Source organism: Erwinia sp. MYb375 (genome assembly GCF_037479175.1).
GTDB lineage: Bacteria > Pseudomonadota > Gammaproteobacteria > Enterobacterales > Enterobacteriaceae > Erwinia > Erwinia rhapontici.
In genome coordinates this window covers 24,190-48,336 of record NZ_JBBGZS010000022.1, presented here as the reverse complement: position 1 = coordinate 48,336, position 24,147 = coordinate 24,190, and the positions used below count along the sequence as shown (strand labels likewise).

Annotated in this window: 20 protein-coding genes; 10 read left to right on the top strand and 10 right to left on the bottom strand. The window is 56.9% G+C overall.

The annotated features are described in order from the left end of the window. Nucleotides 1–72: 72 nt before the first annotated feature. The 3 genes from WH279_RS12215 to idnD are packed head-to-tail and all read right to left on the bottom strand — an operon-like array spanning nucleotide 73 to nucleotide 3,258. Nucleotides 73–1,392 carry a gluconate:H+ symporter gene (locus WH279_RS12215; protein WP_167863312.1) on the bottom strand — a complete coding sequence of 440 codons (1,320 nt, stop codon included), beginning with the start codon at nucleotides 1,390–1,392 and terminating at the stop codon, nucleotides 73–75. A gap of 60 nt (nucleotides 1,393–1,452) precedes the next feature. Beyond that, on the bottom strand, nucleotides 1,453–2,217 hold the full coding sequence (gene idnO, locus WH279_RS12210; RefSeq protein ID WP_339456847.1) for a gluconate 5-dehydrogenase: 765 nt from the start codon (nucleotides 2,215–2,217) through the stop codon (nucleotides 1,453–1,455). A gap of 9 nt (nucleotides 2,218–2,226) precedes the next feature. Continuing rightward, a complete protein-coding gene (gene idnD / locus WH279_RS12205; protein WP_339456845.1) occupies nucleotides 2,227–3,258 on the bottom strand; it encodes an L-idonate 5-dehydrogenase in 1,032 nt (343 codons plus the stop codon). A 239-nt stretch (nucleotides 3,259–3,497) separates the two neighbouring features. On the opposite strand from idnD, the gene WH279_RS12200 reads away from it, so the two are divergent. Then, nucleotides 3,498–5,495 carry an NADPH-dependent 2,4-dienoyl-CoA reductase gene (locus WH279_RS12200; RefSeq protein WP_339456843.1) on the top strand — a complete coding sequence of 666 codons (1,998 nt, stop codon included), beginning with the start codon at nucleotides 3,498–3,500 and terminating at the stop codon, nucleotides 5,493–5,495. Nucleotides 5,496–5,610: 115 nt separating this feature from the next. Next, complete coding sequence (locus WH279_RS12195; RefSeq protein WP_339456841.1) at nucleotides 5,611–6,324, top strand: polyphenol oxidase family protein; 714 nt, start codon at nucleotides 5,611–5,613, stop codon at nucleotides 6,322–6,324. Between the two features lie 95 nt (nucleotides 6,325–6,419). Here the strand turns inward: WH279_RS12195 and rlmG are convergent, their stop codons facing one another. Then, complete coding sequence (gene rlmG / locus WH279_RS12190; RefSeq protein ID WP_167864342.1) at nucleotides 6,420–7,547, bottom strand: 23S rRNA (guanine(1835)-N(2))-methyltransferase RlmG; 1,128 nt, start codon at nucleotides 7,545–7,547, stop codon at nucleotides 6,420–6,422. Between the two features lie 82 nt (nucleotides 7,548–7,629). Between rlmG and WH279_RS12185 the strand changes: the two genes are divergently transcribed. Further along, nucleotides 7,630–8,133, top strand: a complete 504-nt coding sequence (locus WH279_RS12185; protein WP_339456838.1) for a M48 metallopeptidase family protein — start codon at nucleotides 7,630–7,632, stop codon at nucleotides 8,131–8,133. Nucleotides 8,134–8,152: 19 nt separating this feature from the next. On the opposite strand, the gene WH279_RS12180 is transcribed toward WH279_RS12185, so the two are convergent. The 3 genes from WH279_RS12180 to WH279_RS12170 form a co-directional block, all read right to left on the bottom strand. Beyond that, nucleotides 8,153–9,085, bottom strand: a complete 933-nt coding sequence (locus tag WH279_RS12180) for a TPM domain-containing protein (RefSeq protein WP_159336819.1) — start codon at nucleotides 9,083–9,085, stop codon at nucleotides 8,153–8,155. Nucleotides 9,086–9,094: 9 nt separating this feature from the next. After that, on the bottom strand, nucleotides 9,095–9,709 hold the full coding sequence (locus tag WH279_RS12175) for a LemA family protein (protein ID WP_339456834.1): 615 nt from the start codon (nucleotides 9,707–9,709) through the stop codon (nucleotides 9,095–9,097). 72 nt (nucleotides 9,710–9,781) lie between these two features. After that, entirely contained in the window at nucleotides 9,782–11,482 is a 1,701-nt protein-coding gene (locus tag WH279_RS12170) for a chloride channel protein (protein ID WP_339456832.1), read from the bottom strand. A gap of 133 nt (nucleotides 11,483–11,615) precedes the next feature. On the opposite strand from WH279_RS12170, the gene WH279_RS12165 reads away from it, so the two are divergent. From WH279_RS12165 to sstT, 3 genes are all read left to right on the top strand, one after another. Then, a complete protein-coding gene (locus WH279_RS12165; RefSeq protein WP_339456830.1) occupies nucleotides 11,616–12,599 on the top strand; it encodes a Gfo/Idh/MocA family protein in 984 nt (327 codons plus the stop codon). Between the two features lie 371 nt (nucleotides 12,600–12,970). Then, nucleotides 12,971–13,933: a TerC family protein gene (locus tag WH279_RS12160; RefSeq protein ID WP_133842491.1), complete on the top strand. Its 963-nt coding sequence runs from the start codon at nucleotides 12,971–12,973 to the stop codon at nucleotides 13,931–13,933. A gap of 164 nt (nucleotides 13,934–14,097) precedes the next feature. Beyond that, nucleotides 14,098–15,336, top strand: coding sequence for a serine/threonine transporter SstT (sstT, locus tag WH279_RS12155; protein ID WP_133842492.1), 1,239 nt, complete (start codon nucleotides 14,098–14,100; stop codon nucleotides 15,334–15,336). A 357-nt stretch (nucleotides 15,337–15,693) separates the two neighbouring features. Here the strand turns inward: sstT and WH279_RS12150 are convergent, their stop codons facing one another. Genes WH279_RS12150 through uxaC form a run of 3 tightly spaced genes read right to left on the bottom strand, consistent with a single transcriptional unit; the run spans nucleotide 15,694 to nucleotide 20,064 of the window. After that, on the bottom strand, nucleotides 15,694–17,184 hold the full coding sequence (locus WH279_RS12150) for a UxaA family hydrolase (protein ID WP_339456828.1): 1,491 nt from the start codon (nucleotides 17,182–17,184) through the stop codon (nucleotides 15,694–15,696). Next, complete coding sequence (locus tag WH279_RS12145) at nucleotides 17,168–18,643, bottom strand: tagaturonate reductase (RefSeq protein ID WP_339456826.1); 1,476 nt, start codon at nucleotides 18,641–18,643, stop codon at nucleotides 17,168–17,170. Before WH279_RS12145 ends, WH279_RS12150 begins: the two co-directional genes overlap by 17 nt. 11 nt (nucleotides 18,644–18,654) lie before the next feature. Then, on the bottom strand, nucleotides 18,655–20,064 hold the full coding sequence (uxaC, locus tag WH279_RS12140; protein ID WP_339456824.1) for a glucuronate isomerase: 1,410 nt from the start codon (nucleotides 20,062–20,064) through the stop codon (nucleotides 18,655–18,657). Between the two features lie 369 nt (nucleotides 20,065–20,433). Here uxaC and WH279_RS12135 point away from each other — a divergent pair, with 369 nt between their 5' ends. From WH279_RS12135 to mzrA, 4 genes are all read left to right on the top strand, one after another. Then, a complete protein-coding gene (locus WH279_RS12135) occupies nucleotides 20,434–21,741 on the top strand; it encodes an MFS transporter (RefSeq protein WP_133842496.1) in 1,308 nt (435 codons plus the stop codon). Between the two features lie 163 nt (nucleotides 21,742–21,904). Next, nucleotides 21,905–22,681 carry a transcriptional regulator ExuR gene (exuR, locus tag WH279_RS12130; RefSeq protein WP_133842497.1) on the top strand — a complete coding sequence of 259 codons (777 nt, stop codon included), beginning with the start codon at nucleotides 21,905–21,907 and terminating at the stop codon, nucleotides 22,679–22,681. A gap of 317 nt (nucleotides 22,682–22,998) precedes the next feature. Next, a complete protein-coding gene (locus tag WH279_RS12125) occupies nucleotides 22,999–23,673 on the top strand; it encodes a DedA family protein (RefSeq protein ID WP_200641814.1) in 675 nt (224 codons plus the stop codon). Further along, complete coding sequence (gene mzrA / locus WH279_RS12120; protein WP_133842740.1) at nucleotides 23,673–24,062, top strand: EnvZ/OmpR regulon moderator MzrA; 390 nt, start codon at nucleotides 23,673–23,675, stop codon at nucleotides 24,060–24,062. Before WH279_RS12125 ends, mzrA begins: the two co-directional genes overlap by 1 nt. Nucleotides 24,063–24,147 lie beyond the last annotated feature (85 nt).

The following is a 24,147-nucleotide window of genomic DNA, read 5'->3' as shown; positions in this document are numbered from 1 at the left end:
AACGTGAAAAGGGCCAGGCAAGCCTGGCCCCTGATAAGGGTAACGGAGTGGCCGGATATACCCGGCCTGATATTAATGAATTATGGCGTTCAGGATCAACACACCAGCCAGGCCGAGGAAGGAGATCAGCGTTTCCATCACCGTCCAGGTTTTCAGCGTCTCAATCACGCTCAGGTTGAAGTAACCTTTAAACAGCCAGAAGCCTGGGTCATTGACGTGGGAAGCGATCACGCTGCCGGAACCTACCGCCAGCACCATCAGCGCCGGATCGGCGTGGGTAATGGCGATGATTGGCGTAACGATACCGGCAGTGGTAATCGCCGCGACGGTAGCAGAGCCGAGCGCGATACGCAGCATAGCCGCCACGGTCCAGCACATCAGCAACGGAGAAAGCGATGAGCCTTTCATCATGTTAGCGATGTAGTCACCCACGCCGCTGTCCACCAGCACCTGCTTGAAGGCACCGCCACCGGCAATGATAAAGACGATCATGGCGATAGCCGCAATGGAGGAGCTGCACATCTCCATCACTTCTTCCATTTTACGCCCGTTGCGCAGGCCCAGCGTGAACACGGCGATCACCACAGAGATAAACAGCGCGACCGCCGGGTTACCGACAAATTCGAAGAACTGGCGCAGCACATTCTCTTTTGGCGTGGTCAGCTCAAACACCGCCGCGACTGCCATCAGGATCACCGGGATAACCGCCGCGAAGATACTGGTCCAGAAGCCTGGCATTTCATGATCTTCAAAGATTTTCGGGTTATACAGCCCTTCCGGTGGCGATTTTTCAAAACCTTTCAGGAATTTCGAGAAAATCGGACCGGCGATAATCACCGTTGGAATGGTGATGATCATGCCGTACAGCAGCGTAGTCCCGAGGTTTGCACCAAAGATCGTCGCAATGGCGGTCGGTCCCGGATGCGGCGGCAGGAAGCAGTGGGTAACCGACAGTGCGGCCACCATCGGCAGACCGACATACAGCATCGGCATCCCTGAAGCAGCCACCACGGTAAACACCAGCGGCAGCAGCAGCACGAAGCCAATCTCGTAGAACATCGCCAGACCAACGATCAGTCCGGTGACCATCAGCGCCCACTGCACGCGCTGTTTACCAAAGGAGGCAATCAACGTGGTTGCCACGCGCTGTGCCGCCCCGGTGTCAGAAACCAGCTTCCCGAGCATCGCCCCGAAGCCCAGGATCAGCGCCAGGCTGCCGAGCGTGCCGCCCACGCCTTTCTGAATCGATGCGATAACCGCCAGCGGCGTCATCCCTTCGGCAACCCCGACCACGGCAGAAACAAAGACTAATGCGATGAAGCCGTTGACCTTGAAGACGATCATCAGCACCAGCAGCAGGATTACGCCAATAGCTATTATTGTAATGGGCATAAAGCACTTCCTTTAAAAAGTAGAGGTACAGGTGTTGTTAATGACTAAGGGTATAGCTGTTTAGACCGCGACGCGCATCCCACCATCTACAAAAAGTAAGTGCCCGTTCACAAAATCAGAGGCTTTAGAGGCCAGGAACACCGCCGCCCCAATCAGCTCCTCCGGGTTACCCCAGCGCGCCGCAGGCGTACGCTTGCATAACCAGGAGGTGAAGGCTTCATCATCGGCCAGTGCCTGGGTCATTTCGGTTTTGAAATAGCCCGGCGCAATGCCGTTGACCTGAATATTATGGCGAGCCAGCTCCACACACATGCCGCGCGTCAGCATCGTCACTGCGCCTTTTGAGGCGGCGTAAGGAGTAATGGTGTCACGCCCCAGCTCGCTCTGCATCGAACCGATATTGATGATTTTGCCTTTCTGGCGCGTCACCATCTGGCGGGCCACCGCCTGAGAGACGAGGAACACCGCTGTCTGATTGACGGCGATCACATCGTTCCAGTCCTGCTCCGGGAACTCCAGGAACGGGCGGCGACGCTGAATACCGGCGTTATTGACCAGCACATCGATAGGGCCGATTTCGCGTTCAATCTTCTCAACGGCGGCATTCACCTCCGCTGACTGCGTGACGTTAAAGGCCACGGCATGGGCCTTAAACCCCTGCTGTTGCAGGTCTGCGGCGGCTTTATCAGCCCCTTCCTGGGTGGTGGCGTTGATGATCACTTCGGCTCCGGCCTGTGCCAGCCCTTTCGCCATCAGGAAACCAATGCCGCGGCCAGAGCCGGTGATCAGTACACGTTTGTTATCGAGCGAGAAAAGCGTCGTCATGGTCATCCCTTAAAAAGTCAGTTGCACTTTGGCGGCCTGGGTTTTGTCACCGGCAAATTGCAGCGCAGCGTCAATGTTCTGATAGTCGTATTCCCCACTGAACAGCGGCAGCGGGTTGACGGTGCCGTTGCCCAGCCACTCCACGGCGGTGTTGAACTCGAAGGTGAAGCGGAACGATCCGACCAGTTTGATCTCTTTAGCAATCAGCATCATGATCGGGAAACCCGGAACATCGCCGCCCATGCCCACCTGCACCAGCGTGCCTTTTGCACGCGTCACTTCCAGGCAGCGGGTCAGTGAAGACGGATGACCGGAGGCTTCAAACGCCACGTCGAAGTAACCTTTGTCGGCCAGATACGGCGTGAAATCACCGTTGGCCGCGTGGATCGTGTGGGTGGCGCCCATCGCGGTTGCCATCGCCAGCGAACGCTCACTGACATCGGCACAAACCACTTCTGACGCGCCTTTGGCTATTGCCGCCGCCGCAATCAGGCAGCCGATAGGACCCACGCCAGAGATGAAGACTTTTTTGCCCTGCAAATCGCCGCCCTGATTAGCCGCATGAATGCAGACCGCTAGCGGTTCCGCAAAGACCATCACTTTGTCGTCAGCGGCATTGTCGTAAGGAATGCACTGGCTGCTGTCCACCACTTTGTACTGGGTGAAACCGCCGTCCACATGCGGGTAATACATCGCGCTGCCGAAGAAACGCATGGTGGTGCACTGGTTCTCTTCATCCGCCAGGCAGTATTTGCAGTGGCCACAGGGTTTTGACGGGTTAACTGCCACCTTCTGGTTCTCTTTTAGCGCGGGGTTGTCGCTTTTCACCACATGACCGATCACTTCATGACCGAGGATCATCGGCATTTTTACCGCAAAGCTGCCCACTTTACCGTGCTGATAGTAGTGCAGATCCGAACCGCAGATACCGCCGCGCGTAATGCGCACCAGCGTGCCTTCGCCCTGGTAATTGACCTGCTGGCTGATGACTTCAACCTGCTCTTTGCCGTTAATCATGCAGGACTGTGTGGTGGTGCTCATGGTGTTCTCCAGTACGTGTCAGTTCATGGCGCCTATCAAATCGATGTTTAACATGCAAAACTGTGAATCAGATCACCAAAATTCATGTTACTAAATCAATGTTACGCATAACGTGAACCACGTTGCCCTTTCTCCCCGACGTATTCAGTGGCATTCATCACAAACCGATTAACTGCACTTTCATCACGGTCATTTGATCGCTACAGTTACTCATCCGACCACTTCAGAGATCGCTTGCGATGAGCCTGTCACTGTTCACCCCGCTGGACCTGGGTTTTACCCAACTTAAAAATCGTTTTCTGATGGGTTCCATGCATACCGGGCTGGAAGAGCATCCGGATGGCGCGGCCCGGCTGGCGGCGTTTTATGCCGAGCGGGCACGCGCCGGGGTGGCGCTGATTGTCACCGGCGGCATTGCCCCTTCACCGGAAGGCGTGGTGAGCCAGGGGGCCTCGGTGCTGAATGATGCGTCACAGCTGGCGCATCATCGTCAGGTGACGGATGCCGTCCACCAGGCGGGTGGAAAAATTGCCATGCAGATCCTGCACGCGGGCCGCTACAGCTACCAGCCCGCGCTGGTCGCGCCCTCGGCCATTCAGGCGCCGATCAATCCCTTCTGCCCCCGTGAGCTGTCGCATGACGAGATCCTGCAACTGATTGCTGACTACGCGCACTGCGCCCGTCTGGCACAGCAGGCGGGCTACGATGGCGTTGAGATTATGGCCTCTGAAGGCTATCTGATTAATCAGTTCCTGGTGGCGCACACCAACCAGCGCAGCGATGAGTGGGGCGGCAGTGAGGCGCATCGCCAGCGCTTTGCCCTTGCCATTCTGCGGGCAGTGCGTGAGGCGGTGGGCCGCGAGTTTATTATTATTTTCCGCCTGTCGATGCTCGACCTGGTGGAACAGGGCAGCACGCTTGAGCAGACCATTCGTCTGGCGCAGGCGGTCGAACAGGCTGGTGCCACGCTGATCAATACTGGCATCGGCTGGCATGAAGCGCGCATCCCCACCATCGCAACGGCGGTGCCACGCGCTGCTTTTGCCTGGGTCACCCAGGCACTCAAAAAACACGTCAGCATTCCGCTGATTGCCACCAACCGGATTAACCATCCGGATGTGGCCCAGCGCGTACTGGATGAAGGCTGCGCCGATATGGTGTCAATGGCCCGCCCGTTCCTCGCCGATGCCGAGTTTGTGCTGAAAGCGCAGCAGGATCGCTGCGATGAAATCAATACCTGCATCGGCTGCAATCAGGCCTGCCTCGATCAAATTTTCGCGGGCAAGCTGACTTCCTGCCTGGTCAATCCGCGCGCCTGCCATGAAACCGAAATGACGCTGACGCCCGCCGCACAGGCGAAGACGCTGGCGGTGGTCGGTGCCGGCCCTGCCGGGCTGGCCTTTGCAGTCAACGCCGCTCAACGCGGTCACCGGGTGACGCTGTTTGATGCGCGGCCTGAGGTAGGCGGACAGTTCAATATTGCCCGCCAGATCCCCGGTAAAGAGGAGTTCAGTGAAACGCTGCGCTACTTCAGACGCCAGCTTGAGCTGCATCACGTCACGCTGCGGCTGGATCATCGCGCCAGCGCAGACGATCTCACCGCGTTTGATGAAGTGGTGCTGGCAACGGGCATTTTACCGCGCACTCCGCCGATTCCAGGCATCGACCACCCGTCTGTACTGAGCTATCTGGAGGTGATCCGCGATAAGAAACCCGTCGGCAAGCGCGTGGCGATTATCGGTGCAGGCGGCATCGGGTTTGATACCGCCGAATATCTGGTCGCTCACGGGCAGGATCTCACTGCATTCTGTCGGGAATGGGGCATTGATCGCACCCTCACCCAACCGGGGGGGCTGGTGCCGCCAGAGCGTCCGGTGAGCGAGCGCCAGGTCTGGCTGTTACAGCGCACACCGGGCAAACCGGGCGCCGGGCTGGCAAAAACCACCGGATGGATCCATCGCGCCAACCTGCAAATGCACGGCGTGCAGATGTGGGGAGGCGTTGAGTATCAGCGGATTGATGATGAAGGCCTGCACCTGCGGGTCAATGGTGAAGCGCACCTGCTGGCCGTGGATAACGTGGTGATTTGCGCCGGGCAAGAGCCGGACCGTTCGCTGGCTGATGCGCTGTCAGCGCGGGGGAAAGTGCCGCATATTATTGGCGGTGCGGATGTCGCCCGCGAGCTGGATGCACGCCGGGCGATTGCTCAGGGGACGGCGCTGGGGCTGGCGATTTAAACGACGCTGCCGGGCGGACCAGAAAAGCGGTCCGCCCCCAGGATGACATCCATGGTCTCAATACCGTTTTCGCGCTAGCATCAATGACGCCACACTGACTGACCAGGAGCTCTTGATGTCATCCCCCTATTTCTCTCCGCTACTCTCGCGCTTTGACTGGCTTGATCACGCCTTTATGGCTGCAGGCGAACGCCCTGCGGCAGGCACGCGTTACAATCAGCAGCGCCACAGCGCCCGGGTCATCCTCGATGTTGATGCCCTGCCGGTAAAAAGCCAGGAGGCGGATGGACTGATTGGGACGGGTCAGGATGCCGTGGCGATTTACACCGCTGACTGCCTGCCGATCCTGTTAGCCGATAGCCGTCAGCAACAGGTTGCAGCGGTACACGGTGGTTTAAAAGGGATTCTGGGCGGGGTACTGATTAACGCAATAACGCATCTGTGTGAACGCGGAGCAACGCCGAACAGCCTGTTTATTGCCATCGGCCCGGCGATTGGTCCCTGCTGTTATGAGCTGGGACAGGATGTGATAGCCCGGGCAGAACAAGATGATCCGCACCATCTGGCCGCACTGATGTCCTGGTCTGCCACTCCCTGGCCTAATCCGGCATCGGTACGTCCACAGGCGCAGGGAACCACCGCAGGCGTGTGGTTTGACCTGCCGTTGCTGGCAAAACGTATTGCGTTGCGTGCGGGTGTGCCGGAAGAACAGATTGAGCTGTCGCAGATTTGTACCTACTGCATGGCGGAAGAGCAGGCCAGCTATCGCCGCAACAGCCATGTTCAGCAGGGCTATCAGCAGCGATTTTCGTGGATTGCCAGACGATGAGGGCGCGGGCGAGGCGTGCCTCGCTCCTACGGAGTACAGTTTACGGAATACGGTGTGCGTAGGGGTCGGGCATGCCCGACCCGCAGGCCGACGGGTTAAGGCATTTTCACCGAACGTAACACTACAAATTTCTGGTTGCTTGCCACGGTGGTGCAGTTACCAAACAGCTTTTTCATTTTGTGATAATTGTCGAGATGACGGTTACCGACAATACGCAGTTCGCCGCCATCTTGCAGGCAACGGCGTGCATCACGCAGCATCTGCCAGGCAATATGGTCGGTGACCGCACTCTGCTGGTGGAACGGCGGGTTGCACAGCACCGCATGCAGGCGGTCTGACGGGTAGCCCGCCAGCGAATTGTTAACGTGGAACGTCGTGCGATCCCGATCCTGTGGAGAGTTCACTTCAATGTTCATCCGGCTGGAAGCGACCGCCATATAGGATTCATCAATGAAATGGACCTGCGCCAGCGGGTTCTGTTGTAACGCCATCAGGCCAATGACACCATTGCCACAGCCCAGGTCGGCAATCTCACCTTCCAGATCGGAGGGCAGATGCTGTAAGAAGAAGCGCGCCCCCACATCCAGCCCGCCACGGGAAAAGACGTTGGCATGGTTGTGGATCTGGTATGGCGTACCGTCCAGCGGCCAGGTGGTAATCACATCACTTTCTTTCAGCTCCGGCGCGCTAAAAGTACCGAAGATCAGGCGTGCTTTTTTGCGTGCCAGCGAGGTGGTGGTGGGGCCCAGCACTTTTTCAAACAGCTGCAACGTCGAGGTATGGATATCTTTCGCTTTACCGGCGGCAATAATCTGGGTTTCCGGGGTCACGACATCACGCAACGCACGCAGCTGGTATTCCAGCAGGGCGAGGGTTTTCGGGACTTTAATCAGGACACGTGCCGGTGCCGCAGGAAGCGGGCTCAAACTGTCGAGCAGCTGTACATCGGCTTCATCGAGGTGATTCAGCGCCAGATTCTGGCGTGTCGCCTGCTGGTTCAGCCAGGAGTCGCTGATGCTGTAAACACCCTCACCCGCCAGCGCACAGGCCAGCGCGCCAAAGGTATCATTGAAGATCAGCGTTGGACCGCTGACCGGGGCATCGCCCAGATGCTGCAACACATATTCGTCGGCCGCATCCCAGGCCTGCAACGGGCTTTCTTCGCGCATTTGGGGAAAACGATGCAGCGTCAGCATGCGGTTGCTTAGTTCGAGTTGGCTCATGGGATCACCTTAGTGGTAAAATTCCCGCGTTTTATCCCCTAAAACGGGCGCACAGTAAACGTTTTTCTTCACCGGAGTCCGCATGTCGTCGCTTATTTATATTCAAGGTTACCCTGAATCGCTGCTGTCACAGGTCCGCACACTGATTGAGCAACAGCGCCTGTCAGAGGTGCTGAACCAGCGTTATCCCTCTACGCACAGCATCACCAGCGACAAAGCACTCTATGACTACGCACTGGATTTAAAGAACCAGTCGCTGCGCAATGCGCCGCCGCTTAACAAGGTGATTTATGACAGTAAGATTAAGGTCATGAAACATGCGCTGGGGTTACATACGGCGATATCGCGCGTGCAGGGCGGTAAGCTGAAAGCCAAAGCGGAGATCCGCGTGGCGACGATTTTTAAACAGGCCCCGGAAGCATTTCTGCGCATGATCGTGGTCCATGAGCTGGCGCATATTAAAGAAAAAGACCACAACAAGGCGTTTTACCAGCTCTGCTGCCATATGGAGCCGCAGTATCACCAGCTGGAGTTCGATACGCGCCTGTGGCTGACCGCACAGGCGCTGGAAGGACGTGAGGGGTAACCCCTCACGCGCTACAGCGTTACCATTTCCCCGATGCGCCGCCCCCCCCGCTGCGACCGCCGCCACCGCTGAAGCCGCCATCACTGCTGTCGGAATCCCGGCTGTGACTGGAGCGGGAGTCAGAACTGTCGTCAGAACGGTCGCGGCTGCCGCCACCGCCCAGCAGGGTGCCAATCAGCGATGAGATCAGCATCTGTACCATCAGGCTGCCGCCAAACAGCAGGCCGACATTATCACCGTTTACAGCCTCGATACCTGATGACAGCAGCGTGCTGATCAACGAAATACCGGTGACAATCCCGCTGACAAAAAGCGCCCTCAGCAGCGGATTGCGGCGCAGGAAGAAGAACGGCAGTACTATCATGCCCAGTAGCCAGAGACCGACGCTGCCGCCGGACAGGGTAATGGCGTCATTAGATACTGTCGGAGCAGGTTCAGCCAGCGGACGCGGTGGCGTTGCCGGGGCATCGCCCTCGACCGGGACGCCCAACTGGCGTGAAATACTCTGCACACCGGCGACTAATCCGGGGCCCATTTCCCCCTGTTTAAAGTGAGGAATGATGCTGCCGTTGATCACCTGTGCGGCCTGCACATCGGTGAAATCCCCTTCCAGCCCGTAGCCGACCTCAATGCGCACCGTGCGGTCGGTTTTCGCCATCACCAGCAGCAGGCCGTCATCGCGCTGTTTGTCACCGAGTTTCCAGGCGTCGAATACCCGCGTGGCAAACTGCTCAATGCTGTCATCCCCGGTAGTATCGACGGTCAGCACCGCAAGCTGGTGGCCGGTTTTTTTCTCCAGCGCCACTATCTGAGTCGTGATCTGCTGGACATCCGTGGCGCTCAGTACGCCCGCGTCATCCGTCACGCGCTGCTGTAATGTCGGTACGGCCACTGTCGCGGCCAGACTGGTCAGGGGCAGCACCGCTAGCAGGATCAGGGTGAAAAATCGCATGGTGATCCCTTATTTCGCGCTGGCAGGCTGTGAGAAATCCACTTGAGGGGCGGTGGAAATCTGCGCCACGTTTTCCGGCTGGAAATTTTCTTTACGCTGGTAGCCCATCGCTTTGGCGGTCAGCGACCCCGGGAACTGACGGATCAGCAGGTTATAATCCTGCACCGCACGGACATAGCGCTGGCGCGCCACGGCAATACGGTTTTCCGTGCCTTCCAGCTGCACCATCAGATTGTTAAACATCCGATCCGCTTTCAAATCAGGATAGCGTTCGCTGATCACCAGCAGGCGCGACATCGCGCTGCTCAGCTCTGATTGCGACTGCTGAAAAGCCTGCATGGTCTGCGCATCTTCCGGGGCATTTTGTACCTGAGTCAGGCTGCCGATTTTCGCGCGGGCATCCGCGATGCTTTTAAACACATCTGCTTCATGGCTGGCGCTGGCTTTTGCCGTGGCCACCAGATTCGGGATCAGGTCGGCACGGCGTTGATACTGGTTCAAGACTTCTGACCATTCAGTGGAGACGGCTTCGTCGCGCTGCTGGATTTGGTTATAATCGCAGCCGGAAAGCCAGAACATCACAGGCAGCAACAGCAGCCAGCGAAAACGTGCAGGGAATGACATGATTTCGTCCTTAAAATAAAGAAAGGGGCAAGGTGAGCATTATACAGGCACCGCCCGATAGCGCTGTTTTACTTATATAAAATCTTTCGCCTGCTGGATCAAACTGGTTTTGGTCAACGCACCCAGATATTTCCGTTCCAGCGGATTATTCAGCACTGGCAGGCGTTCCAGCGTGACGCGCGCGAACGCTTCCCAGCCTTCTTTGATGGTCTGGTTCTCGTAAACCGTGGGGAATTGGGTGTCGACCACACAGCTGACCGGGGAGGTCAGGGTGATCTCTTTATCCAGAACCTTATGCGAGATATCGTGGATTGATACCGCGCCGATAAACTCCCCTTGCTCGCCAATCACATAGACAAAGCGTTCACGCTTGAGTGAGCTGACCGCCAGCGCTTTACCGACAGAATCCTGTGGCGTCAGCGCCGCGCCGGAGACGATAAACTGCGAAATAATGCCGTTATCAAAATCAAACTTGGCGTCAGAGCGGCTGAAGTGGCGGGTCATTACCGAGTAGGTGCTGCTGGAGTGCAGACGGTAGACGGTCATGGAAGCCAGTACGCTGGCGATCATTGCCGGGAACAGCAGGCTGCTGTTGAGCGTCATCTCCAGCACCATCAGCATCGCCATCAGCGGCGCCTGACTGACGGACGCCAGCACCGCACCCATCCCCACGGCGGCAAACACTTCGGCATTGCCGACCGGTAATCCGGCGGCGGCGGCCAGCAGCGCCACCATTTCCCCCATCAGCGCACCAATCAACAGCGCCGGAGTAAACAGACCGCCCACAGCATTGGAACCGACGGAGATCGCCGTGGCCAGCATCTTCAGCAGCAGCAGCGCCAGCAGCATCGGCAGCAGGAAATCACCCGCCATAATGCGCACAATCACTTCATAGCCGTTGCCGAGGATCTGGGTGCTGCCAATCGCCAACACGCCCACCAGCAGCCCGCCAAGGCCGAGGCGCAGCGGCAGGCTGCGAATGGGTGCGAAGCAGCGCTTACTCTGACCAATCAACCACAGCATGCCCCAGCCCAGCAAACCCGCCAGCAACCCGATGACCACGGTTAGCGCAATGCTGCCGGGCGTCAGATCAAACTGGCTGTGGGAAAACGGGTACATTGCCGAACGGTGCCCGAGGGACCACATGGTCAGCACCGCCACGCCGGACGCAATAATCAGGGGGATCAGACGCTGCATGGCAGAGATACCGAAAGCGATTTCCGCGACAAAAATCGCCGACGCCAGCGGCGCATGGTACACCGAGGCCAGCCCGGCGGCAGCAGCCATCGCCACCACGTCACTGTTTTTCAGCGGCAGCGATTTGAACCACCAGCGCCCCATCAGGCTGCCTGCCAGCGCCGACAGCTGCACCATCGGCCCTTCACGCCCGATAGACGCGCCGCTGCTGATACTCGCCAGCGATGACAGCCCGCGAAACAGCGAGGTGCGCGTGGGCACTGCATCCAGCTGGGCGTTAATCACCTCCAGATAATCGGTTCGCACCGTCTGCTTTTGCTCAATGGCGGTGGCATAACGCAGCAGGAAACCGGCAATCAGCCCCCCCGCACCGACAATCAGCGGCCAGCAGTACCAGGGGTAAACACGCATCGCCTGGGTAATATCGGTTTGTCCATTAAACACCAGGCCATCAATCAGGTTTATCGCTTCACGAAAGCCCAGCGTCACCAGGGAGGCCACCAGCCCGACCGGGATCGCCACCAGAATACTGGTCCAGTTAAGTGCATGTTTACTCTGCGGGCTGCGAACGCTCATCGGGTTCCCTCGGGATGATTTTCTGTATGGTGCGAGAGGTGAGCTGAAAAATCAAATCACTCCTTTTAGTCATTGCCAGGCTGCACACAGATGGTAATCTGCTTTTTCGTTCACTCAGCCGCACAGGAACACTATGATTCGCTTTGCCGTCGTTGGAACCAACTGGATCACCCGTCAGTTTGTCGATGCTGCCCATGAAACCGGAAAAATGAAGCTGACCGCCGTTTATTCACGCTCGCTGGAGCAGGCAAAGACCTTTGCCAGTGATTATCCGGTGGAAAAGCTGTTTGATTCGCTGGAGGAGATGGCCGAATCCGATGCTATTGATGCCGTCTACATCGCCAGCCCCAACGCCCTGCACTGCCCGCAGTCACTGCTTTTCCTGCGCCACCGTAAGCACGTTATCTGCGAAAAGCCGCTGGCCTCGAACCTGCGCGAGGTTGAAGCCATGATCGCCTGCGCCGCTGAACATCAGGTGGTGCTGTTTGAAGCCTTTAAAACCGCCAGCGTGCCGAACTTCCTCACGCTGCAACAGGCGCTGCCGAAAGTGGGCACGCTGCGCAAAGCCTTGATCAATTACTGCCAGTACTCTTCGCGCTATCAGCGCTATCTGGATGGCGAGAACCCCAACACCTTTAATCCGGCGTGGTCTAACGGTTCGATTATGGATATCGGCTATTACTGCCTCGGCACGGCGGTGAGTCTGTGGGGGGAACCTGCCAACGTGATGGCCAGCGCCAGCCTGCTGGAGAGCGGCGTTGATGGACACGGTACGGTAATTCTCAACTACGGCGATTTCGACGTGACCTTACAGCACTCAAAAATCAGCCAGTCTACGCTGCCAAGCGAAATTCAGGGTGAAGAGGGATCGCTGGTGATTGAGCAGGTGTCTGAGTGCCAGCGCGTCAGCTTTATCCCGCGCGGTGGTAAAGCGCAGGATCTCTCGCAGCCGCAGCATATCAACACCATGCTGTATGAAGCGGAGGTGTTCGCCCGCCTGGTGGAGAACAAGCAGGTGGATCATCCTGGGCTGGAAACGTCACGCATCACCGCGAAGCTGCTGACGGAGATCCGCCGCCAGACCGGCGTAGTCTTCCCGGCCGATGCCACTGTGTAAATATTTCTAAATATGACTGAAGAAGATTGACCTTCGGCGGCTGCCCGCCTATCTTTTGCAACAGCAAAGGGGAGTAACTTCTTCGTCAGTTAATCGTCAATACGACATCCACATGATGTCCGGTTACTGAGCAACCAAATCCTGGTTGTAAGTGAGACCTTGCCGGAAGGCGAGGTTTGCTTACAGCATCAATAATATTGTGGCTAATCCCTTCCGATATACCCTATAGATTTCAGGTCGCAGAAAGGCGGCAACTGAGTGAATCTCCATGAGCTTACATCAGTAAGTGACTGGAGTTCGTGAAGGCAGCCAACGCATCTGCGGCATGAAAGATGACGGGTAGTTGGCCATTTTTGTTATTGGGGCAAAAAATGAATACTGTCGGCACGCCGTTACTCTGGGGCAGCTTCGCTGTCGTTGTCGTGATTATGCTGGCGATTGACCTGTTGTTGCAGGGCCGTCGCGGCGCACACACCATGACCATGAAGCAGGCGGCCGCCTGGTCGCTGGTCTGGGTCACCCTCTCACTGTTATTTAACGCTGCCTTCTGGTGGTATCTCACCGGCACCGCCGGGCGCGAAGTCGCGGATGCGCAAGCGCTGGCCTTCCTCACCGGTTATCTGATTGAAAAAGCGCTGGCCGTCGACAACGTATTTGTCTGGCTGATGCTGTTCAGCTATTTTGCCGTTCCGGCCGCGTTGCAGCGCCGGGTGCTGATCTACGGCGTGCTGGGCGCGATTGTGCTGCGTACCATTATGATCTTTGCCGGAAGCTGGCTGGTGACCCAGTTTAGCTGGCTGCTCTATATCTTCGGCGCATTCCTGCTGTTTACCGGGATCAAAATGGCGCTGGCGAAGGAAGATGACAGCGCGATTGGCGATAAGCCGCTGGTGCGCTGGCTGCGTAGTCGTATGCGCATGACGGACAAAATCGAAGGTGAACGCTTCTTTGTGCGTAAGAATGGCGTGCTGTTTGCCACGCCGCTGCTGCTGGTGCTGATTATGGTTGAGCTGAGCGACGTCATCTTCGCCGTCGACAGTATTCCGGCTATTTTCGCGGTGACCACCGATCCGTTTATCGTGCTGACGTCTAACCTGTTTGCGATCCTCGGCCTGCGTGCCATGTACTTCCTGCTGGCAAACGTGGCAGAGCGGTTCACAATGCTGAAATACGGTCTGTCGGTGATTCTGGTGTTTATCGGGGTGAAGATGTTGATTGTCGACTTCTTCCATATTCCCATCGCCATTTCACTCGGCATTGTGGGCGGTATTCTGGCGCTGACGCTGATCATTAATGCCGTGGTCAACTATCGGAACGATCAGAAGACATCCTGATCGATAGCGGCAAACATCCAGGGGCCGATCGTCTTTTTCGATCGGCCCTTTTTGTTGTGGATGGCATAAAAACACGCACTTTTCCCTTTCCCTGTCAGATGATTTCCTTATACTCCCCTGCGCAAACACCCCAGAAACATCGATAACGATAGCGATTTTAAAATATGCGTACAGAAAACAGTGACCGTGGGCTGGTTCAGCGCCTGCTCCAGGGCAGCCTGGTAACACAAATTATGATTGGGCTGGTGGCCGGCATTGCCCTGGCCTGGTTCTCAAAAAGCAATGCGCTGGCCGTCGGCCTGCTGGGTGAGCTGTTTGTCAGCGCACTGAAAGCCGTGGCCCCCTTACTGGTCCTGGTACTGGTGATCGCCTCAATTGCTAACCATCAGCAGGGGCAAAAAACCAATATTCGCCCGATTGTGATGCTCTATCTGCTCAGTACCTTCTGTGCCGCCATTGTGGCGGTGGTCGCCAGCCATCTGCTGCCGCAGACGCTGACATTACAAGCCGCCAGCACCGAGATTGTGCCGCCGTCCGGGATTCTTGAAGTGCTGCGTGGCCTGCTGATGAGCATGGTCACCAACCCGATTGAAGCGCTGATGAAAGCCAACTATATCGGCATCCTGGTGTGGGCTATCGGTCTGGGCTTTGCATTCCGCCACAGCAGCGATACCACCCGTGCATTTCTCAATGATGCCTCCGATGCCGTAACGCGTCTGGTGCGTATTGTGATCCGCTTTGCGCCCATCGGGATTTTCGGCCTGGTGGGATCGATTCTCGCCTCGACCGGCTTTGATGCGCTGTGGGAATATGCCAGCCTGCTGATCCTGCTGCTGGGTTGTATGCTGCTGATGGCGCTGGTGTTTAACCCACTGCTGGTGTGGTGGCAGATCCGCCGTAATCCGTATCCGCTGGTGTTTACCTGCCTGCGTGAAAGCGGCGTAACCGCCTTCTTCACGCGCAGCTCGGCCGCCAATATTCCGGTGAATATGGCGCTGGCGAAAAAGCTGGGTCTGGATGAAGACACTTACTCGGTGTCCATTCCGATTGGTGCCAACATCAGTATGGCGGGCGCATCGATCACCATTACTGTGCTAACGCTGGCAGCGGTGAATACGCTCGGGATCCATGTCGATGTCGGCACCGCCATTCTGTTAAGCCTGGTGGCGTCGATTTGTGCCTGCGGGGCTTCAGGTGTGGCCGGCGGTTCGCTGCTGCTGATCCCGGTCGCCTGTAACATGTTCGGTATTCCGAATGAAGTGGCGATGCAGGTGGTGGCTGTGGGCTTTATTATCGGCGTATTGCAGGATTCAGCTGAAACCGCGCTGAACTCCTCGGCGGACATTCTGTTTACGGCTGCGGCCTGTATGGCGGAAGATCGCCGGGTTGAGCAGAACGCGTAAATTAACCCAGGGCGAGGCGTGCCTCGCCCCTACGCTGTTCAGGTGTAGGGGCTGGCATGCCCGACTCAGCGCAAGGCGTGCTTTGCCCCTGCGCCGTTCAGATGTAGGGGTCGGCATGCCCGACCCAGCGCAAGGCGTGCCTCGCCCCTGCGCCGTTCAGATGTAGTGGTCGGGCGTGCCCGACCCAGCGCAAGGCGTGCCTCTCCCCTACGCCGTTCAGATGTAGTGGTGGGGGGGGGCCGCCCCCCCGCAAGGCGTGCCTCGCCCCTACGCCGTTCAGATGTAGGGGTCGGGCATGCCCGACCCAGCGCAAGGCATATCCGCCCCTACCCCATTCGCCGTACTCCTCTCCCGGAATTACAACGTTACCCCGCTTTTAAAAATCGCCAGTTCCCGGAAATCATTCACTTCGTTACGCGTCTGTCGCCCGTTGGCAATCTCTACGATGGTGTCGACAAACTGCGCCAGCAGTGCGGGCATCTCCACGCCGTGGATCAGCTGCCCGGCATCGAAATCAATCCAGTGTGGCTTCTTCGCCGCCAGTTCGCTGTTGGTGGCTAACTTCACCGTGGGGACAAAACCCCCGTAAGGCGTGCCGCGTCCGGTGCTGAACAGCACCATATGGCAACCGGCTCCGGCCAGTGCGCTGGTGGCTACTGCATCGTTCCCCGGTGCACTGAGCAGATTAAGCCCTGGCTGTGTCAGCCGCTGCCCGTAGTTGAGAACATCGACCACCTGGCTTTGCCCGGCCTTCTGCGTGCAGCCCAGCGACTTCTCTTCCAGTGTGGTGATCCCCCCCGCTTTGTTGCCCGGTGACGGATTTTCATAAATCGGCTGGTTGTGGGCAATAAAATAGGCTTTGAAATCGTTCACCATCTTCACGGTTTTGCTGAAGGTGGCTTCATCGCGGCAGCGGCTCATCAGAATACGTTCTGCCCCGAACATCTCCGGCACCTCCGTCAGCACCGTCGTGCCACCGTTAGCGATCATCTGGTCGGAGAAACGCCCGAGCAACGGATTGGCGGTAATGCCAGACAAACCGTCCGATCCGCCGCACTCCAGCCCGAACTTCAGTTCGCTAAGGCGCCCTGGCTGACGCTGGTCATGGCGCATCGCCTCGTACAACTCATGCAGCAGTGCCAGCCCGGCTTCCACCTCATCATCCTGCTGCTGGCAAATCATAAACTTCACCCGCTGCTCATCTGTTTCACCCAGGGTCTCACGGAAAACATCGACCTGATTGTTTTCACAACCAAGACCGATCACCAGCACCGCCCCGGCATTGGGATGACGCACCATATTTTGCAGCATGGTGCGGGTGTTTTCGTGATCCTGCCCAAGCTGCGAACAGCCGAACGGGTGGCTGAACAGATGCACGCCGTCGATATCAGCCGCCTCTGCCGTCTCTTTCAGAAAACGTTGCAGGATCTGACGGGCAATGCCATTGACGCAGCCCACGGTCGGCAGGATCCACAGTTCATTGCGGATGCCGACTTCACCACTGCGGCGGCGATAAATCTGTACTTCACGGTCAGCAGCCTGCTCAGGGAGCGTGGCAAAGTCCGGCTGATACTGGTACTCATCCAGATCGCTGAGATTAGTGCGTGCATTGTTCGAATGAATGATTTCCCCGGCGCTCACCGGCTGCGTGGCATGGCCGATCGGCAGGCCGTATTTCATCACCAATGCATTCACTGCCAGCGGGTGCAGAGCAAATTTATGCCCACGCCCCACCGGCTGTTTCAGCACCAGAGCGTGTCCGGCAACGCTAACGCGCTCCCCCTCCTCCAGATCACGCAACGCCACCGCCACGTTATCCAGGCTGTGAATTTTAATGATGCTTTGCATGATTCGCCCCTTCGTTTACCTGCGCCAGTGCCACACGCATGCCACGCTGGAGGATCTGTTGCAGCTGTGCCGTGACGCTCGCACTCAGCCCGGCCAACTGCGTGAGGTCCTGCCCCCAGTGCAAGGCATCACTCAGCACGTCATCCACCAGCTGGCGGAGGGAAATATCATGGCAGTCAACCTGCGGCCACAGCGTGGCAAAACGCGCTAACCAGTGCGCATCGTCCTGCAACGGATAACGCTGGCCGTTGCGTTCACCCCGGTAGTACGCCAGCAGCGCCGCCAGTGCAAAGCTCAGGCGCGGCGATGGTGCCCCGTTCTCTGCATGCTGCCACAGCAGCGCGGGCAGCAGACGGGTGCGGAACTTCGTCATGCCATTGAGGGCGATCGCACTCAGTTGATGGCGGATAAACGGGTTGCGAAAACGGTTAAGTACCTCGTCCGCAAACGCATTCAGCGCTGCCTGCGGCTGCGTCAGGGTCGGGATAATTTCCGTACGCAGCGTGTCGTCAACAAACGCCGCTACGTCTGCATCAGCCATCGCGTCACCCACCGACTCCAGCCCGGCCAGAAACGCCACCGGCACCATCGCAGTGTGTGCGCCATTGAGGATCGCCACCTTGCGCTCTTTATAAGGTTTGATGTCATCGACCAGCAGGATATTCAGCGCCAGCTGGTCAAGGCACAGCGCTTGCGCCACAGAGGACGGCCCCTGGATCACCAATTGGTAATAAACCTCCCCCGCCACCAAATACTCGTCACGATAACCGAGCTGCTCTTCCAGCTCGCTGGCATCGTCGGGGTAGCCCGTAACAATGCGGTCCACCAGCGTCGAACAAAAGGTATTGTGCTGCTCCACCCACCTCACAAACGCGGCAGGCAACTGCCAGGCCTGCGCCGTTTGCAGTACAAGGGCGCGCAGGGCGTCACCGTTGTTATCGATCAACTCACAGGGCAGCATCAGCCAGCCTTTATCAGGCGCGCCGTCAAAATGCTGCCAGCGGGCCAGCAACAGACGGGTCAGTTTGGCCGGGAAGCTGGCCGGAGGCGCGGATTCCAGCGTATCTGCCGGATCAAAATAGATCCCCGCTTCCGTGGTGTTGGAGAACACAAACCGCAGCTGCGGGTCCGTCGCCAGCGCCATAAACGCGGCAAAATCCTGCACGGGCTGGATTTCGCGATTGACCGAGCGGATCAGTCGCGGCTCGCTCACCACCTCCCCCTGCGTATTGAGCCCGCGGATCACCGTGGTATACAGCCCATCCTGGCTGTTAAGGCTGCGTGGACTGCCGCTGCTGAGCGGCCGCACCACCACGACGCCAGCGTCCAGACGGGTATGTTGGTTCAACTGATCGATTTGCCAGTCGATAAAGGCACGCAGAAAGTTACCTTCACCAAACTGGATGATTCGCTCAGGATATTGTGGCCCCGGAAAGTCGTTTCGGTTCAGCTTGCGCATCGTAGATCCTCTTACAGCTCAATCGCGAAGTAGTCGCGGGCATTGTTAAAGCAGATGTTCTGCACCATGTCGCCCAGCAGCGCGATATCGCCCGGCGCTTCGCCTTTTTCCACCCAGCGCCCGATCATCTGGCACAGCAGACGGCGGAAGTATTCATGGCGGGTATAGGAGAGGAAGCTGCGGCTGTCGGTCAGCATGCCGACGAAGCGGCTTAACAACCCCATCTGTGCCAGCTGGGTCATCTGGCGCTCCATGCCATCTTTTTGATCGTTAAACCACCACGCTGAACCAAACTGCATCTTGCCGGGTTGCCCTTCCCCCTGGAAATTCCCGGCCATCGTCGCCAGCACTTCGTTGTCGCGTGGATTCAGGCAGTAGAGGATGGTTTTTGGTAGCGCGTTGTCCCGGTTCTGCGCATCCAGCAGACGCGACAGCGGTTCAGCCAGCGGACGATCGTTAATCGAATCAAACCCCACGTCCGGCCCCAGCAGGTGTAACTGACGGCGGTTGTTATTACGCAATGCGCCAATGTGATACTGCTGCACCCAGCCACGTTCCGCATATTCCGCGCCCAGCCACACCAGCACGGCGGTTTTAAACTGCGCCACCTCGCTCTCCTGCGGCAGGCTTCCCGTCAGGCGACGTGCCAGGATACCGTCCAGCGTGGCGTCATCCGCTTCGCCGTACAGCACCACGTCCAGCGCATGATCCGAGACCTTGCAGCCGTGGGCCGCAAAGTGATCAAGCCGTACTTTCAGCGCACGCCGCAGATCATCAAAGCGGGTGATATCGACATTCGCCACCGCAGAGAGCGTTTGCAGATAATCGACAAACCCTTCCGCTTCAATATTGAAGGCTTTATCCGGCCGCCAGCTTGGCAACACTTTTGTTGTGAAGCTGCCCTCCACCGCCAGTGCACGATGATGACGCAGGTCGTCCACCGGATCGTCCGTGGTGCCGACCATTTTGACGTTCATCTGCTGCATGATGCCGCGGGCGCTAAACGCATCCTGTGCCAGCATCTCGTTGCACTGGTGCCAGATCGTGTCGGCCGTGGCGGGTGACAGCAGCGTATCGGTGATGCCAAACGGACGGCGCAGTTCAAGGTGCGTCCAGTGGTAGAGCGGGTTACCGATGGTATCCGGCACCGTCCGCGCCCAGGCATCAAACTTTGCACGATCGCTGGCATCGCCGGTACAAAGCGCTTCCGGCACGCCGTTAGCACGCATCGCCCGCCACTTGTAGTGGTCCCCCTTCAGCCAGATGTCATACAGATTGTTGAAGCGGTAGTTTTCGGCGATCTGCTGCGGAGGCAGATGGCAGTGGTAATCGAAGATGGGCTGGTCGGCAGCGTAATCATGGTAAAGCCGGCGGGCGAACTCACTGTCCAGTAAAAAGTCTTCACTCATAAAGCGTGACATACGGTCTCTCCTGCATCGTCTCAATGCCCATAAAGTTATCATACCAATTATGATTAACGCTGAAATAATAGTGAGAAGCCGATCACAAAAACATCACTATTTATGCGTGAATTATCCTTCCGCTCACGCTATTAAGCGCTATCCACCTGTCTTTAAAGCCCTTTTATTATCCCCCATTGTAAAAATGGTTTTTGTGATGGCTCTCAACTTTTAAATCTGTATGACAAGTTATCGTGGCGGCGGTTGAGATTAAGCAGGCAAGGTTATCGTTTGAAGACAGGGCGGGTGAGTCACTATCAAGCCGTTCCGCCGAGACAAGGTGCCCGTCCGTGACGAGGCATCAATAATAATGACGGGAAGAGGTTTTAAATGCGTAAAATTAAAGGGTTACGCTGGTACATGATCGGTCTGGTGACCGTTGGTACCATACTGGGTTACCTGACGCGTAATGCTATTGCAGTTGCCGCCCCCACGCTGGAAACAGAGCTGCATATCACCACGCAGCAATATTCCTACATCGTGGCGGCCTATTCGGCCTGTTACACCATTATGCAGCCCGTAGCAGGCTACATTCTGGATGTGCTGGGCACCAAAATCGGCTACGCCATGTTCGCCATTCTCTGGGCGATATTCTGTGCCGCTACCGCGCTGGCAGGAAGCTGGGGCGGGCTGGCGATTGCTCGTGGTGCAGTGGGTGCCGCTGAAGCAGCAATGATCCCGGCAGGACTCAAGGCCAGTAGCGAGTGGTTCCCGGCCAAAGAACGCTCGATAGCCGTAGGGTATTTCAATGTGGGGTCCTCGATCGGGGCCATGCTGGCGCCACCGTTGGTGGTGTGGGCGATTGTCGCACACAGCTGGCAGATGGCTTTTATTATCACCGGCATCCTGAGCATGATCTGGGCGCTGTGCTGGCTGGTGTTCTACAAACATCCTAAGGATCAGAAAAAACTCGATCCTGAAGAACGCGAATACATTCTTTCCGGGCAGGAAGCTCAACACCAGACGAATAATGGCAAGAAAATGTCCGCCTGGCAGATCGTCCGTAACCGCCAGTTCTGGGGTATCGCCCTGCCGCGCTTTCTGGCGGAGCCCGCCTGGGGCACGTTTAACGCCTGGATCCCGCTGTTTATGTTTAAAGCTTACGGCTTCAATCTGAAAGAGATTGCGATGTTCGCCTGGATGCCGATGCTGTTTGCCGATCTCGGCTGTATTGTCGGCGGTTATCTGCCTCCGTTCTTCCAGCGCGTGTTTGGCGTTAACCTGATTGTCTCCCGCAAGCTGGTGGTGACCATGGGTGCCGTACTGATGATTGGCCCCGGCACCATCGGCCTGTTTACCAGCCCGTATGCGGCCATCGCTCTGCTGTGCGTGGGCGGGTTTGCCCATCAGGCACTGTCCGGCTCTCTGATCACCCTCTCTTCTGACGTTTTCGGCCGTAATGAAGTGGCGACCGCCAACGGCCTGACCGGGATGGCGGCCTGGACAGCCAGTACTATGTTTGCACTGGTGGTTGGGGCGCTGGCCGATACCATGGGCTTCAGCCCACTGTTTGCCGCACTGGCGGTGTTTGATTTGTTAGGCGCGGTGGCTATCTGGACCCTGCTGAAAAACAAACCGATTTCTGAGCTTGAGCAGGAGAAAAAGGAAAAAATGATGGGGGTGGTGACGCAGCATTAGGGGTAATGCTACCTGTGACAGGACGGGCGGACCGTAAAAGAGGGGCCGCCCGGCCAGGCACCGAATAGCGCACGGACTCGACTTTCTTTTCAGTCGACCCGTTACAGGTAAAAGTGGTATAACAAATTCCATTCTCAGAGTGTGCTCAACGGGAGTCTGGAGCATGGAATTAACAGAATCGCGCCGCCTTTATCAACAACTTGCTGCCGAGCTGAAGCGCCGCCTTGAGCAGGATATTTATCAGGTGGGTGATAAGCTGCCCGCGGAACGCTTTATCGCCGAAGAGATGGGCGTCAGCCGCACCGTGGTGCGTGAAGCCATCATCATGCTGGAGGTGGAAGGGTACGTCGAAGTGCGTAAAGGTTCCGGCATTCACGTTATCTCTCAGCGCCAGCAGAACCGCGTTACCACCAGCAGCCAGTTAGAATTCGCCAATTTTGGTCCGTTTGAACTGTTGCAGGCCCGCCAGTTAATTGAAAGCAATGTTGCCGAGTTCGCCGCCACCCAGGTGACACGCCAGGATATCCTGCAATTAATGGAAATCCAGACGCAGGCGCGCAAAGAAGACCGCTTCCGCGATTCCGAGTGGGACATGAAATTCCACGTACAGATTGCACTGTCGACGCAGAACAGCGCACTGGCGGCGATTGTGGAAAAAATGTGGTTACACCGCCTGCATAATCCTTACTGGCTCAAACTGCATGAACATATCGACGATAAATCGATTGAGAGTTGGTGTGAAGATCACGACACCATTCTTAAAGCCCTGATGCGTAAAGATCCGGCCGCCAGCAAACTGGCCATGTGGCAGCATCTTGAAAACACCAAGCAGATGTTGTTCCACGCGACAACCGATGACTTTGAATTCAACGTTGACCGCTATATGTTTGCGGAAAATCCTGTCGTGATGCCAGATACCGTCTCGAACGACGAAAAATAGCACTCTTCATTCAGGCTGATGGAACTCATTGAGTCAAAATACGGTCAATAGTGTCAGCCTGTGTAAAACTCCTTTCAGACAGCCTGTTCCAACGGTAAAACATCGTTGGACTTGCGTTTCTTCCTGTCCAGGCTAACGTAATTTTGTTACAATTATTTGCTTATTTTTATCCTTCCTGCGTGGGTAACAACAAGCTGTGATATTTACCCACGAAGCTGTTCAGCCGCTTGTTAACTGGCTAAAACGCACCGATAAAACGATCAATTAAGTGTGCGATAAACCGTGAAACGAGCCAACTATGACGTTCAGGACGACTAATGGATATTTTCAAATCCCTGGTGCACGCCCTCTGGCAGCAGGATTACGCCACCCTGGCGGATCCCACGCTGGTATGGGCCATCTATTTCATCTTGTTTATGATTTTGTTCCTGGAAAACGGCCTGCTTCCCGCCGCCTTTCTGCCCGGCGACAGTTTGCTGATTCTGGTCGGCGTACTGATTGCTAAAGGGACAATGAATTTCGCGCTGACCGTTTGCGTACTGACCACTGCCGCCAGCCTCGGCTGCTGGGTCAGCTACATTCAGGGTCGATGGCTGGGGAATACGGCCACCGTGCAAAAATGGCTGTCGCATTTACCCGCGCAGTATCACCAGCGCGCCCACCAGATGTTTCACCGCCACGGACTTTCCGCACTACTGGTTGGCCGCTTTATCGCCTTTGTCCGCACGCTGCTGCCGACGATTGCCGGGCTTTCCGGCCTGAGCAATGCCCGTTTCCAGTTCTTTAACTGGATGAGTGCACTGCTTTGGGTGCTGATTTTAACCGTCATCGGTTACGCACTGGGAAAAACGCCTATTTTCCTCAAATACGAAGATCAGATGATGTTCTGTCTGATGCTACTGCCGCTGGTGTTATTGGTGTTCGGCCTGTTTGGCTCGCTGTATGTTCTGTGGCGTAAAAAACAGTCGACGAATGAGAAAGGAAACTCATGATGCCTGGATTTATGAAGTTATCCACGCGCACGCTGCGGCTTATTCCGCTGGTGGCACTGGCCACCCTCGCGCTGCTGGCGCTGGCGTTTATGCCCGCTCTGTTCCGCAGTGAAAGCGCCTTACAAATCCGCGCTTCTCGCCAGGGGATCAGCCTGCCCGATGGGTTTTACGTCTACCAGACGCTGAGTGCTCAGGGCATTCATATTAAAAGCATTACGCCAGAGCAGAATTCTCTGGTGATAAAATTTGACTCATTAGAGCAAAGTGATGCGGCCGAAAAAGTGCTGCGCAAACTGCTCCCTCATGGTTTTGATATTGCGCGCCAGGAGAACCACGGCGCGTCAAACTGGATAAACCGCATCAGCCTCAGCCCGCAGTCTGTTGGCTAACGGTGATGTGCTCAGCCCCTCCTCAAGGTGGGGCTATCTCTAAGAATACTCTCTGTTTTTGAGATTTCTCTGTTTTCTGTCTATG

What these genes read in the sequence shown, in the direction of transcription:
- WH279_RS12215 (WP_167863312.1), bottom strand. Translation starts at nt 1,392, where the DNA reads ATGCCCATTACAATAATAGCTATTGGCGTAATCCTGCTGCTGGTGCTG.
- idnO (WP_339456847.1), bottom strand. Translation starts at nt 2,217, where the DNA reads ATGACGACGCTTTTCTCGCTCGATAACAAACGTGTACTGATCACCGGC.
- idnD (WP_339456845.1), bottom strand. Translation starts at nt 3,258, where the DNA reads ATGAGCACCACCACACAGTCCTGCATGATTAACGGCAAAGAGCAGGTT.
- WH279_RS12200 (WP_339456843.1), top strand. Translation starts at nt 3,498, where the DNA reads ATGAGCCTGTCACTGTTCACCCCGCTGGACCTGGGTTTTACCCAACTT.
- WH279_RS12195 (WP_339456841.1), top strand. Translation starts at nt 5,611, where the DNA reads ATGTCATCCCCCTATTTCTCTCCGCTACTCTCGCGCTTTGACTGGCTT.
- rlmG (WP_167864342.1), bottom strand. Translation starts at nt 7,547, where the DNA reads ATGAGCCAACTCGAACTAAGCAACCGCATGCTGACGCTGCATCGTTTT.
- WH279_RS12185 (WP_339456838.1), top strand. Translation starts at nt 7,630, where the DNA reads ATGTCGTCGCTTATTTATATTCAAGGTTACCCTGAATCGCTGCTGTCA.
- WH279_RS12180 (WP_159336819.1), bottom strand. Translation starts at nt 9,085, where the DNA reads ATGCGATTTTTCACCCTGATCCTGCTAGCGGTGCTGCCCCTGACCAGT.
- WH279_RS12175 (WP_339456834.1), bottom strand. Translation starts at nt 9,709, where the DNA reads ATGTCATTCCCTGCACGTTTTCGCTGGCTGCTGTTGCTGCCTGTGATG.
- WH279_RS12170 (WP_339456832.1), bottom strand. Translation starts at nt 11,482, where the DNA reads ATGAGCGTTCGCAGCCCGCAGAGTAAACATGCACTTAACTGGACCAGT.
- WH279_RS12165 (WP_339456830.1), top strand. Translation starts at nt 11,616, where the DNA reads ATGATTCGCTTTGCCGTCGTTGGAACCAACTGGATCACCCGTCAGTTT.
- WH279_RS12160 (WP_133842491.1), top strand. Translation starts at nt 12,971, where the DNA reads ATGAATACTGTCGGCACGCCGTTACTCTGGGGCAGCTTCGCTGTCGTT.
- sstT (WP_133842492.1), top strand. Translation starts at nt 14,098, where the DNA reads ATGCGTACAGAAAACAGTGACCGTGGGCTGGTTCAGCGCCTGCTCCAG.
- WH279_RS12150 (WP_339456828.1), bottom strand. Translation starts at nt 17,184, where the DNA reads ATGCAAAGCATCATTAAAATTCACAGCCTGGATAACGTGGCGGTGGCG.
- WH279_RS12145 (WP_339456826.1), bottom strand. Translation starts at nt 18,643, where the DNA reads ATGCGCAAGCTGAACCGAAACGACTTTCCGGGGCCACAATATCCTGAG.
- uxaC (WP_339456824.1), bottom strand. Translation starts at nt 20,064, where the DNA reads ATGTCACGCTTTATGAGTGAAGACTTTTTACTGGACAGTGAGTTCGCC.
- WH279_RS12135 (WP_133842496.1), top strand. Translation starts at nt 20,434, where the DNA reads ATGCGTAAAATTAAAGGGTTACGCTGGTACATGATCGGTCTGGTGACC.
- exuR (WP_133842497.1), top strand. Translation starts at nt 21,905, where the DNA reads ATGGAATTAACAGAATCGCGCCGCCTTTATCAACAACTTGCTGCCGAG.
- WH279_RS12125 (WP_200641814.1), top strand. Translation starts at nt 22,999, where the DNA reads ATGGATATTTTCAAATCCCTGGTGCACGCCCTCTGGCAGCAGGATTAC.
- mzrA (WP_133842740.1), top strand. Translation starts at nt 23,673, where the DNA reads ATGCCTGGATTTATGAAGTTATCCACGCGCACGCTGCGGCTTATTCCG.